Source organism: Chloroflexota bacterium (assembly GCA_026389585.1).
Classification (GTDB): Bacteria; Chloroflexota; Dehalococcoidia; order UBA2247; family RBG-13-53-26; genus JAPLHP01.
Genome location: JAPLHP010000042.1, coordinates 1 through 12,539, shown reverse-complemented (window position 1 = coordinate 12,539; position 12,539 = coordinate 1). Strand labels below are relative to the sequence as shown.

Sequence of the window (12,539 nt, the reverse complement as noted above, 5' to 3'; positions counted from 1 at the left end):
ACTGTTGGGAAACACGGGAATGAAAAAGCCATCGGGAAATATGTTAAAGAGCAAGGACGTGCATCTCAATATGTTCAGATTCACAAAGACCAACTAAGGTTACTGTGATACCCCGACGCTTGCGTCGGGGAGAATGTCATTATTGGCACCTACCGCATCGCAGCTCACTATCAGTCCGTTACCGTCATCCACGACCACTTGTGCATTGTAGCCCGCATGAGTCCCCTGTACGCTGTTGGTCCGGGTGCACTCCTTGTCCACAGTGTTGACGACCGGCTTCCCGCTCTCTCTCAACTCCTCCATTATCTGGCTGATTCGTTCCTTCAGAACCTGAGCATCGGCAAGTTCCTTATTCACCGATACCAGAGAAGGCATGCCCTCCTCCTCTTTATCAATAGCCTCGGACTCCGAAATGATCTCCTCTATCCTTCGCTCGGCCTTTCTGAGTACCTTGCGGCACTTCTCCACCGACCAGGTATTCTTGATTGAGGCATTGGCCCGTATCTTGCTTCCATCCACAAACAGTACATTCCCCGCTATCAGGTCAAGCTTCATACACATATTGACGCACTGCCCCAGAGCCTTCTTGAGAGCCTTGCGTGAGCTTCGAACACCATAAGAGTAGCCGTAGACGAGAAGCTTCAGCATCGCTCGCGGATCGTAGCAGGGGTTACCTTCCTTCGAGGGATTGATATCGATCCCCAGGTCTTTCAAATCCATGGCTTCCACAAAGGCATCATATACCCTTACCGGAGTATCATCGGGTATGTACTGCTCAATGCTGGGTGGCATCATCTCCATCTGCTGCCGGTTGCCCTCTCGTAGTGCCATAAATAACTCCCCCCTTTATATTTGCTCTTGCCTGCTTAAATAATACGACACTACGGACTGAGTTGCGACACAGCCTGAATGACATGATACAGCGTGCATTGTCACTCCAGAATAGCAAGTCTTGAGACACCCTCTCTCGACCATACCTTCGGATTGCGAGAAATACCAAGAGGCGTCGGGTCGTCCTTCCGCAGAAGGACGACAACCACCATGAGCGAATGACGCCTATTCCTGCAACTAAGCACAAGTTTAAGACTTCGGACAGACCTAAAGGTCTGTCCCTACAGGCTGCCCAGTGCCTGGTGGCACAAGTCAGCATAACAATCGAGATTCTTCGCTGCGCTCAGAATGACACAGCGGTGCAGGTTAAATCTTCGATGATTTGACGGTCAGAACATGGCTCAGTATCATAGTAGCGAAGCGCTGGCACAATGTTCTCTGTGGTTTCATAAACTGGCTAGCCCTATCGGTCAGGAGACTTGAATAATGTCAAACGACACCATCGATCAATTGAGGGACGGCCTGCTGGCGCTGGATATGGACGCGGCGCTCAAGGCAACTAATTCAGTCATCAAGCTGCAGAACAAGTCCGAAGTCAAAGAAGCTGTCGATGCTGTTACCCAGGCTTTGCAGGTTGTGGGAAAAAGGTTCCAAGAAGGAGAATGGTTTCTCGCTGAGCTGGTCTATGCTGGTGAGATTGCCAAAGAGGTTATGAATCTGCTGTCGCCATTGATGCAGGCCGAATTGTCTCAATCACGGGGGACCATTGTCATTGGCACAGTGGCTAATGATTTGCATGATCTGGGCAAGAACATCTTCATAAACTATGCCAGGAGTGCCGGCTTCAAGGTGATCGACCTCGGAGTTAACGTGCCGACAGAGAAATTCGTCAATGCCGTCAAGGAGCATAAGCCTCTCGCTTTGGGAATGTCATGCCTCCTGACTTCTACCGAGGGAGAACTAGGGAAAGTCATTCAAGAGCTGAAGGGACAGAACATGAGGGAGAAGGTCAAGGTGATCATCGGTGGGGCAGCGCTCTCGGAAAGAGTTGCCAGGGACATATCAGCGGATGCCTTTGCCCCAGATGCCATCACCGGCATCGATATCATCAAGGGATGGAGCACCTCAAAATGACCTTCAAGGAACGCATCTTAGCGGCGATGAACCATGAGGAACCGGATCAGGTCCCCGTGATGGGCTTGATTATGGATCCGGCCACAGTTAATCAGATCCTGGAGAAGAAGCCGGCCAACTTTGTGGGTATGCTGCAAAAGCCCGTGCTGGGAAATCAAATCAAGGCATTGCTGAACACGAATCGGTTCTGGAACAAGATGTTTTACGATAATTCCGCAGGAGCTATGCAGGGTGCCATCAAGCTGGGGTTTGATGCGAACTGGACCATATATGCTCTCATGAAGATGAACAGGGATGCCCAGGCTTCTTTGGGGTGGTCCTGGTATGATCCCTACGGCAGAGTCTGGGATCTGGGTGCAGATGCTGACGGCAATATGACAGTCAACTATAGCCGTGCTCTCTGTGATACTGAAGAAAAATGGGAGGCCTGGGTCGAGAAAAGGGCTCCTCTCTTTGAGACGATGATCAGAAACATCGCCAGCTTCCACAAGAAGCTCGTGGATAACTATGGCGACCGGATCTATTCCATCGGCTACGCAGCACCGGGTATATTTGAGAACAGTTGGCAGCCGATCGGGTTCGTGAACTTCACCAGATTAGTCTATCAAAAGCCCGAGTTTGTGAAAAAGGTGATCAGTTTTCACACCGATCTCTACATCAGGAACTTGGATGCCGTCATGAAATCCGGCGTTGAAGTGGTGCTGGGAGGAGATGATCTGGGACAGAAGACCGGGCCATTGATGCGCCCCGATCTCATTGAGAAACTCTATGGAGAGAGCTACAGACGGGTGGCCGATTTTGTTCACAGGCAAAAACGAAAATTCATCTTTCATTCCTGCGGGAATATCTATGCCCTGCTGGGCAAATTCATCGAGTGGGGCTTTGACGGCATCATCACCCTGGAACCCACGGAGGGCATGGATCTGGGCAAGGTTAGAGAAAAGGTAGGGCACAAGCTTGTCCTGATCGGCAATCTGGATGTTTCCTATCTTATGGTGAAAGGCACCCAGCAGGAAGTAGAAGAAGCGGTCAAGAAGGCGATACATGATGCCGCCCGCGGCGGAGGATACATTCTATCAACGTCTCACTCCCATCCGACGGTGGACCCGATCAGGCTCAAGTGGATGGTTGACGCCGCGCATAAGTACGGTAGATACCCTATCGCTGTTTAAGCATTTCTTCCTGCCCAGCCTTCATCCCTGACACCACCATCGTTGATGAGATCGAACCAGGGATTATCGGGGGAGTGAACCTGGAGCAAATCTGTGAACGGACGACGAGGCCCAGCAACGCATGAAATAGACTTCGAAACCCTGGCTCTGCGGGCACAGTGTCGCGAAGATCAATCGCTCCTGGAAGCCGCACGCCAAGTCGGTCTGGACCTGGTCAGCATCTGTGGTGGCCAGGGAACATGCCATCGATGCAAGCTACAGGTGCTGACCGGACGTGTCTCCCCTATCACCCTTGGTGAGCAGCAATCACTCTCTCCGCAGGAGTTGGCAAATGGCTATCGCCTTGCCTGCCAGACCCGCGCGCTTGGACACTGCAGGATCAATGTCCCATCAGAGTCCCTGACAACACTGCAGCGGGCGCAGGTGGAGGGGCTGGAGGTCTCCGTTGCCGTGGAGTCTCCCGTAAAGGCCTATCGCCTCACTTTGCCATCTCCGCTTCATTCAGACCCTGGTGCCAGAAGAGAGGTTCTGCTGAAGGGCCTATTGAGTCAACACCAGATCGTCTGCAATACCGTCGACGTTCAAGCCATGCAGAGCCTTTTGGAACAGCCCGCGCCATCGGGGGGACAGATTCAGGCTTCAGTGCGGGGCGATGAGGTGGTAGATTTGGGGCACTGGCCGAGCCCCCAGTTGGGATTGGCTATTGACCTTGGCACTACCAAGATTGCAGGGTACCTGCTTGATCTGGCTAATGGCCGCACGCTTGCCTCTCAAGGGGTTCCAAACCCGCAGGCGGCCTGCGGCGAGGACATCATCACTCGAATTGCACTTGCCAAGGAGTCACCATCCGATGGTATACGGTTCCACGAACTAGCCATGGAGGCAATGAATGGGGTGGCTGCTGATCTTTGCACAAAGGCCAAGGTCAAGCCAGAGGATATAGTCGAGGCAGTGGTAGTAGGCAATACTGCCATGCATCATCTGGTCTTGCGTCTGCCGTTAGGACAGTTGCTTCAGCCGCCTTTCACCCCAACCATAAAAGAGGCTCTGGACATTAAGGCCCGCGATCTGGGCCTTCGCGTTGCCCCCGGTGCTTATGTGCACTTCCTTCCCAACGTCGCTGGCTTTGTGGGTGCTGACCATGTGGCCATGCTATTGGCCACAGGGGTCTGGCAGTCGAAGGGAGTGATAATAGCGCTCGATATCGGCACTAACACTGAGGTGTCTCTCGTCAGCAATGGTGAGATAGCGAGTGCCTCCTGCGCCTCAGGCCCAGCTTTTGAAGGGGGCCACATCAAGTGCGGCATGAAGGCTGCCCCAGGGGCTATAGAGCGGCTGCGCCTGCTAGATAACAGAGTCGAATACCAGACCATCGGTGGAGGGCTGCCAACAGGGATTTGCGGATCGGGAATCATCGATGCTGTGAGCCAGCTTTATTTGGCTGGTGTACTGGATGCCGCTGGAAGAATGCACGATCATCCGTTGGTGCGAGGTACAAATGGCCAGCGCGAGTTCGTACTGGTGAATGAGGAGGAGCGTGGTGGGCACCCGGCGATTACTATAACCCAGCATGATGTAAGAGAGGTTCAGTTGGCCAAGGGGGCGATACTCGCAGGTATTCAAGTGCTAATGCAATCCAAGGGTATCGCCGAGCAGGGTATCGAACAGGTGGTTATCGCCGGTGCCTTCGGAAGTTACCTGGATCTGACCAGCGCAGTGACAATTGGTATGCTGCCACCGCTGCCCCTCGACCGTTTTCGACAGGTGGGAAATGCCGCTGGCATGGGGGCCAAGATGGCCCTCATCTCCATCAGCAAGCGTCTTGAGGCACAAACCCTGGCCCGCAGAATTCAGTATATTGAACTGGCCAGTGCTCCAGGGTTCATGCAGACCTTCGCCAAAGCGACCTCCATTGGATTTGGAATATGAGGTGATTGATGGAAACGAGAGTATCATCCGCTACGAAAGAGGTATTCATTGGCAACGGCCATCCAACAGTGCTCATCGGCGAGCGCATCAACCCTACGGGCAAGAGAAAGCTGGTCGCCGCGTTGCAGGCCGATGACATGCAGGCATTGCAGGAAGAGGCGATTGCTCAAGTTCAAGCCGGGGCCGACATTCTCGATGTCAACGTTGGGGTCCCTGGCTTGGATGAAGTGGCTTTGTTACCCCGGGCTGTACAGGCCGTGATGAATGCAGTGGACGTGCCGCTTTGTCTTGATAGCCATAACCCGAAGGCCATCGAGGCAGCCCTGAAGGTATATCAAGGGAAGCCTCTCATCAACTCGGTCAATGGTGAAGAGCGTTCGTTGTATGAACTCCTGACATTGACCAAGGAATACGGAGCAGTGGTCATCGGCCTGACAATAGACGAAAAGGGCATCCCGAGTGATGCCAGCGGACGGGCAGGCATAGCCCGAAGGATCGTCGAGCGAGCTGAGGCACTGGGGATACCACGCGAGAATGTTGTCATTGACTGTCTGGCTATGGCAATTGGAGCTGATGGCAAGGCTGGCATTGTGACCATTGAGACCATCCGCAAGGTGAAAGCTGAACTGGGAGTGAACATGACACTGGGGGGCAGCAACATCTCTTTCGGTCTACCGGACCGCCATCTGTTGAACGGTGCCTTCTTGGCAATAGCCATTACCGCAGGAATAACCTGCCCCATTGTGAACGTGACCCAGGTACGCTCAATGATACTGGCTACTGACTTGGTGTTGGGTCGCGATCGACACGCCGCTCGCTACATCAAGGCATACCGACAACGACAGAAGGGCTAGAATGTTAGTTGGTCATTAGGTTAGGTCATTGATCAGGCTGTAATTGGGCTCTTTTTGCCCAGGGTGGTATTATGTAAATGTAAGGCAAGGGCTACAGTGAGGATCAGAACTTTTGCGCTCGCACCATACACCACAGGCGATCAGATAGATTATTCTTCCTTTTGCGAAACCGCAGGCGTAATATACGGTTTTGGAGTGCCCCAATGAATGACAATGAACGGCCAGGGAATGAGCCGAAAAGCTTGAACCACATGCGCCGGCGCTCTACCAGCCAAGAAGCTAGGCGCCATAATGGCGGCGGGAGTCCAAAAACGCTGGCGGCCGATCGCGAACAGTCCAGGAAGAATCGGCCTGAGAGCGAAACTGAAAAAAAGTACCTTCTGCTTGCCGAGTATGTGGCCGACGTTATCTGCACTCTGGATCTGGACATGCGCGTGACCTATGTCAGCCCTTCAGTCACCCACCTCCTGGGCTACTCAGCAGAGCAGGCGCTGGGACAGCACTGGGAGAGGTGGATAGATGCGGCCCTCACGTCCAGGTCCGCGGGAATCGTCGCCAGAGATTTCAAGGAAATCAAGGCCGGCGTGAACCAAAGCCAGGAAGAGGCGTTCAAGTCGTGGACTATGGACCTGGAGTTCATCTGCAAGGACGGCTCCACCATCTGGACGGAGAGTAAGGTGAGCATCCTGCGCAGCCCAGACGGCCGCCCCGTCGGTTTCATCGGCATAGTGAGGGATATCGCAGAACGCCGCCGCGCGCAGGAGCTGTTCAAGACCCTGGCCAATAACTCACCAATTGCCGTCTACATCGTCCAGGACGGCAAATTTCAGTTCGTCAACCTGCAGTTCCAGCAACATGCCGGGGTCAGCGAATCGGAATTGTTAGGTACGGATGCCAGCGAGTTTGTCCTGCCCAAGGACAGGGATATGGCAAGACGAATGTCCCTGGCTATGCTAAAGGGAGAGCGGTCTAATCCATATGAATTCAGGTTTGTCAGCCATGACGGGCGGACCAAGTGGGTCATAGAGAGGGTGTCTTCCATCCAACACAATGGAAGACCGGCAACTTTAGCGAACTTCATGGACATCACGGAACGCAAACATTCTGAGGAAGTCCTGATGCGGTCCGAGTCACAACTCAGGCTTCTATCACAACGAATCATAGAGGTCCAGGAAGAGGAGCGGGCTCGCATTGCCCGGGAATTGCACGACCAACTGGGGCAAGAACTTGTCGCTCTTAAGATAGAAGCTGTTTCGCTGGCAGAAAAACTGGCAGATGCACCTGTGCTTCGTGAGCGGGCCAGGGCAATACTGGATCTGGCGGAGCGGTTGGATGCCACCTCACACCGCATTGCGGTCAACATCAGGCCAGAGATACTGGATGAACTGGGGCTGGTGAAGGCAATTCAGTGGTATGCTGAAGACTTCGAGCGGCGCAGCGGCATCTCCTGCCCTGTCGAAGCTCCAGTCGATGAGCCAATGCTGCCCAAGCAGACTGCTACCTCTGCATATCGCATCGTCCAAGAGGCTCTGACCAATGTCTGGAAACATTCGAGAGCATCTCAAGCTAAGGTCAAAGTCACCGCCACGGACACGGTGCTGTCCGTGTCTGTTTCCGACAACGGGGCAGGCATGGACCTGAAGCGGCTTTCCGATCTGCCTTCGCTGGGCTTGCTGGGTATGCGCGAGAGGGCCAGACTGGTGGGCGGCAGACTCAGCATCAAGCGTAACCGCGGCGGCCGGGGCACGTGCGTGGCGGCACACTTGCCCATAAGCCCCAGCCATGCTGATGCCAGTGTCAACTTCGCAGGTCAAGGACACAGCCATGATTAATGTGCTTCTTGTAGACGACCACAGCCTGGTCCGGGCTGGTCTTAGACGCGTTATCGAGGAAGCCCAGGATATTCGCGTCGCGGCCGAGGCCTGCAACGGACGGGAGTCAATCAGCAAGTTCATCGAGGTCAATCCCGACGTAGTCGTGATGGACATCTCCATGCCTGAGATGGATGGAATGGAGGCTGCCAAGCGGCTCCTTTCCCTCCACCCTGATGTACGTATTCTCATACTCACCAGATACCAAGAGGAACACTATGCCGTCCGGACCCTGAAGGCTGGCTGTCTGGGATACCTCACCAAAGGATCCTCCACGCGGGAACTCCATGAAGCCATTCGTGCAGTAGCCCAGGGACGAAAATTCTTGTCAGACATAGGTAAGGACGTAGTCAACCTGCAGCTTCTATCCAGTCGCTCAGGCCTTGCGCCTTTGGAAAGTCTCTCCGACCGGGAATTTCAGGTATTCTGCCTTCTGGCGCGGGGACGGGTGCTAAAGGAGGTGGCGGCAATCCTCGGCCTGAGTACGAAGACCATTGAGACCTACCGCTCGCGCGTCCTGCAAAAGCTGCTCTTGCGCAATGATGTGGACATCTGTCACTTTGCTTTTCAGCACGGGCTCATTGACAATGGGGCAGCAGCCCAGCCACAGCGCAACTAGCCCAAAGCTAATACGTAGGGAATATCCTGATAGCCGACTCAGGATATTCCTGATACGCAAAGCATAGTTGTTTGGGTTAAGCTAACTAAAGATGCCCTGGGGGGGATTGAGAGCCTTTTATCAAGGCCCACAATAGAGGAAAACCTTTCTACCTTATCGCTTCTTGGTTGTGGCCTTGTTTTAGTGTTCTCAGGATCTAAATCGTTGAACAGGAGGTTAATATGAGTGCGGATGAAAGGTATGATGTTGTCATTGTAGGTGGAGGGCACAATGGGACCACAATAGCGGCCTATCTGGCCAAGTGTGGTCTGAGCGTCTGCATTGTCGAAGAGAGGCCGGAATGCGGGGGTGCCCAGGAAAACACCGAGCCTATTGCCGGCGCGCGCCTCTCTCCACACGCCATCGCCAACTATGGTGGGGCAGCCCCGGGGTGGGAGCAACTGGAGTTGTGGAAGTATGGATTCCGCATGGACCTTCACGCCAGGCACCCGGAGTATCGGCAGCAGCCGACGGGATTCATGACCGGCGAGGGGATGTACCAGGTAACAGCAGAAGATGGCATGGGCTGGGCTAAGATCGCTGGCTTCCTCGGCTCGCCCATGTTCACCACCGATTTACTGAGGGCCACCTTCTGGTGCCCGCCCCATCCTCCGGAGGTCGAGCTGACAGCGGACAACATCCCCTTCATGCAGGTGTACAAGAAGCACCAGCCTGATGTCTGGACTGAAGAACTCCTCCGGATGACCATGTTTGACTTCCTAGACGAGTACATTAAGGGCGAGCCCTTTAAGGCCCTCCAATGCTACGTTGCCCTGGTATCCGGTGCTCACGGCCATTTCGAGGGTCAGGCTATTCCGGCTTTTTGCAGCGCGGTGATGGTCACGCCGCCTTACATTCCCCGGCCCGTAGGCCCACGCGGCAACATACACGGCTATTACCACTCTCTTTTGCGCTGTGCTATAGCCCACGGCGCCGTGGTGCGCACCTGCTGTCCGGTGGACGAGATAATCATCAACAATGGTACGGCGGTCGGTGTGCGACTCAGAGACACTGCCCCGCGCGGGGAGAAAAGAATCTGGGCTAAGAAGGCGGTGATCAGCGCCACCGATATCCGGCAGACCTTCCTACAACTGATTGGGCCGAGTCACATTGATGCCGGCTTTGCACAGCGGATCAAGGACCTCAGCCTCAAGGGCGGCAGTCTCTACGTGACTCACTGGCTGACCCGCAAGCAGCTCAAGTTCCGTCCCAAGTACGCCACGGCCATGTCCGGCGAAGGAGTCTTCACCGGCGGGCCTTTTATTGGTGGCGCGGGCACCAGGAAGGAGTATTTCAACCATGTGGCGGAGGTCATGGGATGGAAAGGCAGACCCAGGGTGCCAGCCAAGGAGGGCCTCTTCCTTTGGGTAGGCAATGAGAACTATGACACCACTCACCCGCAGTGCACCAGGCCCGGACAACAGATCTGCGGTCCTTTCGATACGATGGTGGCCACGCCCGAGTACGATCCGGAAGGCCCCGACAACCTGAACAAGATAAAGGCCGAGATGGATGCCTACAATCTCGAACTGGCCGGCGTAATATGTGAGAACCTTGATTCCGACAACATAGTCAAGACCTTTGTGAACACGCCGTACGATTCGGAGTTCCGCAATACGGGACTGCTGGGCGGCTCCTGGTACGGAGTCCGACCCTCCAGAGACGAATGGTGGAACACGCGGCCTATGCCGGAACTGGCACGCGGCCGCACCCAGATCGACGGGCTATACCTATGTCATCAGTCATCAACGCACCCAGGTGGATTGTGTCTGATGGCCTGTGGGTACAACCTGATGCATACCCTTATCGAGGACGGGATTGCCGAGCCCGGGAAATGGTGGTATGCCTCGCCTTGGTATATCCCACAACAGGGTAAGAAATCGGCGAAGCGTCCGTAGAAAGAAGGAGGACATAATGGACGGGATTTGCGGAAAGCTATTTGACGAGTTTCCTGCCGATAGTAACTGGGATGCAGTGATCATAGGCGGCGGCCCCAACGGCCTGATGACAGCGGCCTACCTGGCGAAGGCCGGAGCCAAGGTCGCCGTTGTTGAGCGACGCTATGAAGTCGGAGGCGGGCTGGCCACTGAAGAGGTACTCTTCCCCTGCTACTACTCCAACATGCATGCCATCTACCACTTGATGGTGGACTACATGCCGGCCCTCAAGGACTTCAATCTGGATGTCCACGCTCTAACGTGGATCAAACCCAACCTTCAGATGGCCATGGTGTTCGGCGACGGCAGCACATTGCTCCTGACAAAGATGATAGAGGACACCGTCGACTCCATCCACAAGTACTCGCACAAAGACGCCGTGGCCTTTGGCAAACAGATGCGATCCTGGCAGCGGATGATGGACGAGATAGTGGGACCGGCCACCTACTTCCCGCCCAAGCCATCCCTGGACCTGGTCGTGGGCTTCCAGAAGACCGAGATCGGACGGGAGTTGATAGAGCTCAACGAGAAGAGCCCCATGGAGATCATGAAGGAGCACTTTGAGAACGACAAGCTGAGGGCCATGCTGCTCTATGCCACCTGCATGTGGGGACTGGATCCCAACGAGACCGGGCTGGGTTTGTTCGTGCCTCTGCTGCTCACCCGGGCTATGGACAAGTCCTACCTGCTGGGAGGATCACACAAGCTGGCCGGCGCCTTCTCCCGCGAGATAATCAAGAACGGCGGGATGATACTGGAGGCTTCAGAGGTAAACAAGATCATAATAGAGAATGGCAAGGTCACCGGCGTGGATACCGTGGAAGGCCGCACGTTGCACTCCAAGGTAGTCATATCCAGCCTGGACCCTCAGACCACTTTCCTGGATCTGATCGGGGGCAAGAACCTGCCGGGAACCCTGAAGGAAGCCACCGAGTCCTGGAAGTATGACAAATGGAGCTACTACACCCTGCACACAGTTTCCAAGGAGATGCCCAAGTACAAGTGCGATGACCCCTGGGCTAACGAGAGCTTCATGACCGTCGTCGGTTTCGACAGCACCGACCAGGTTGTGGCTCACTGGAGCAACGTCATAAAGGGCAAGCTGGACTACAAGCTTATGGGCGGACACGTCACCTGCGAAAGCTTCTGGGACCCGCACCTGGTGCGGAAACCCGGAGCCCATGTCTCTTTCTTCCAGATGCACGCTCCCTATGGGATCGAAGGTGGCTGGGAGAAGAAGAACAAGGAAGTCGAGGCGGCGGTGCTGGAGAAATGGCATAAGGCAGCCCCGAACATGAAGAAAGAGAACATCATTATGACCCTCGGCGAGACGCCGGAGGATATCGCCATCCGCTTCCCGAACATGCGGCGCGGCGCTATCAAGCACGGCGACTACAACATAATGCAGCTTAGCTACAACCGACCCAACATCGAGTGCTCCACGTCCAATGTGCGGTGCGTCCACCTATCCTGGCGGAATGGTCACCGGCGGACCGGGCTACATCGCCGCCAACAAGGTGGCCGAGGACATGGGCCTCAAGAAGTGGTGGAAGCCTACCAAGCTAATGGAGAAGTACACCAAGACGTACGGTTAAATCACTTCTAAGCGCCGGCAAGACTTGCTAATCGCTTGGATTGTGTACTAGGCCACCCTCTCACTGCAAACAGGGTGGCCTAGTGCTTGGTTGCACAAGTAACCGAGATTCTTCGCTTCGCTCAGAATGACACAGTGGGCTTTTTCGGAAATGACATGATGCGGCGTGCATTGTCACTCCAGAAGAGCGAACCCTGAGACACCCTCTTTAGGACAGACCTTCGGATTGCGAGAAATACCAAGCGTCGGGTCATCCTTCCGAGGCTTCGGACAGACCTAAAGGTCTGTCCCTACAGGCTGCTGGCACAAGTAAGCGTAACAATCGAGATTCTTCGCTGCGCTCAGAATGACATAGTGGGCTTTCTCGGAAATGACATGGTGGGCTTCTTCATTGGCCAAGTACGCGTCGTACCGTCACATTGTGGATGTTCTACGATTATGACAGGGGTTAAGCGTTCAGGGAAAATGTCACCCTATGAAGGAGACGGTGACATTGAACAGGAAGGAACAGAAGAGGCTAATGGTCTTGAACAAGATGGGAGAGAGGTGGATGGGGGCC

The 12,539-nt window shown here is 54.7% G+C and carries 9 protein-coding genes; 8 read left to right on the top strand and 1 reads right to left on the bottom strand.

Annotated elements, in window-relative coordinates; genetic code table 11:
• Positions 1-99: 99 nt before the first annotated feature.
• Positions 100-831: a transposase gene (locus NTZ04_03790; GenBank protein MCX5991438.1), complete on the bottom strand. Its 732-nt coding sequence runs from the start codon at positions 829-831 to the stop codon at positions 100-102.
• 486 nt (positions 832-1,317) lie between these two features.
• Here NTZ04_03790 and NTZ04_03785 point away from each other — a divergent pair, with 486 nt between their 5' ends.
• The 8 genes from NTZ04_03785 (at position 1,318) to NTZ04_03750 (ending at position 11,992) form a co-directional block, all read left to right on the top strand.
• Positions 1,318-1,965, top strand: a complete 648-nt coding sequence (locus NTZ04_03785; protein MCX5991437.1) for a cobalamin-dependent protein — start codon at positions 1,318-1,320, stop codon at positions 1,963-1,965.
• The gene (locus tag NTZ04_03780; GenBank protein ID MCX5991436.1) at positions 1,962-3,137 is read left to right on the top strand and encodes a hypothetical protein; all 1,176 of its coding nucleotides are present in this window, start codon (positions 1,962-1,964) and stop codon (positions 3,135-3,137) included. Before NTZ04_03785 ends, NTZ04_03780 begins: the two co-directional genes overlap by 4 nt.
• Before the next feature lie 93 nt (positions 3,138-3,230).
• Positions 3,231-5,066 carry an ASKHA domain-containing protein gene (locus NTZ04_03775; protein ID MCX5991435.1) on the top strand — a complete coding sequence of 612 codons (1,836 nt, stop codon included), beginning with the start codon at positions 3,231-3,233 and terminating at the stop codon, positions 5,064-5,066.
• An 8-nt stretch (positions 5,067-5,074) separates the two neighbouring features.
• A complete protein-coding gene (locus NTZ04_03770; GenBank protein ID MCX5991434.1) occupies positions 5,075-5,920 on the top strand; it encodes a dihydropteroate synthase in 846 nt (281 codons plus the stop codon).
• A gap of 203 nt (positions 5,921-6,123) precedes the next feature.
• Positions 6,124-7,752: a PAS domain-containing sensor histidine kinase gene (locus NTZ04_03765; GenBank protein ID MCX5991433.1), complete on the top strand. Its 1,629-nt coding sequence runs from the start codon at positions 6,124-6,126 to the stop codon at positions 7,750-7,752.
• Positions 7,745-8,410 (top strand): response regulator transcription factor, encoded by a 666-nt coding sequence (locus NTZ04_03760; GenBank protein ID MCX5991432.1) that lies wholly within the window; start codon positions 7,745-7,747, stop codon positions 8,408-8,410. The genes NTZ04_03765 and NTZ04_03760 overlap by 8 nt, the downstream gene beginning before the upstream one ends.
• A 221-nt stretch (positions 8,411-8,631) precedes the next feature.
• Positions 8,632-10,347, top strand: coding sequence for an FAD-dependent oxidoreductase (locus NTZ04_03755; protein ID MCX5991431.1), 1,716 nt, complete (start codon positions 8,632-8,634; stop codon positions 10,345-10,347).
• Between the two features lie 16 nt (positions 10,348-10,363).
• A complete protein-coding gene (locus tag NTZ04_03750) occupies positions 10,364-11,992 on the top strand; it encodes an NAD(P)/FAD-dependent oxidoreductase (GenBank protein ID MCX5991430.1) in 1,629 nt (542 codons plus the stop codon).
• Positions 11,993-12,539: the final 547 nt, after the last annotated feature.

Bases quoted from the DNA above. Each gene is read 5' to 3' on its own strand.
- NTZ04_03790 (MCX5991438.1), bottom strand. From the start codon at position 831: ATGGCACTACGAGAGGGCAACCGGCAGCAGATGGAGATGATGCCACCC.
- NTZ04_03785 (MCX5991437.1), top strand. From the start codon at position 1,318: ATGTCAAACGACACCATCGATCAATTGAGGGACGGCCTGCTGGCGCTG.
- NTZ04_03780 (MCX5991436.1), top strand. From the start codon at position 1,962: ATGACCTTCAAGGAACGCATCTTAGCGGCGATGAACCATGAGGAACCG.
- NTZ04_03770 (MCX5991434.1), top strand. From the start codon at position 5,075: ATGGAAACGAGAGTATCATCCGCTACGAAAGAGGTATTCATTGGCAAC.
- NTZ04_03765 (MCX5991433.1), top strand. From the start codon at position 6,124: ATGAATGACAATGAACGGCCAGGGAATGAGCCGAAAAGCTTGAACCAC.
- NTZ04_03760 (MCX5991432.1), top strand. From the start codon at position 7,745: ATGATTAATGTGCTTCTTGTAGACGACCACAGCCTGGTCCGGGCTGGT.
- NTZ04_03755 (MCX5991431.1), top strand. From the start codon at position 8,632: ATGAGTGCGGATGAAAGGTATGATGTTGTCATTGTAGGTGGAGGGCAC.
- NTZ04_03750 (MCX5991430.1), top strand. From the start codon at position 10,364: ATGGACGGGATTTGCGGAAAGCTATTTGACGAGTTTCCTGCCGATAGT.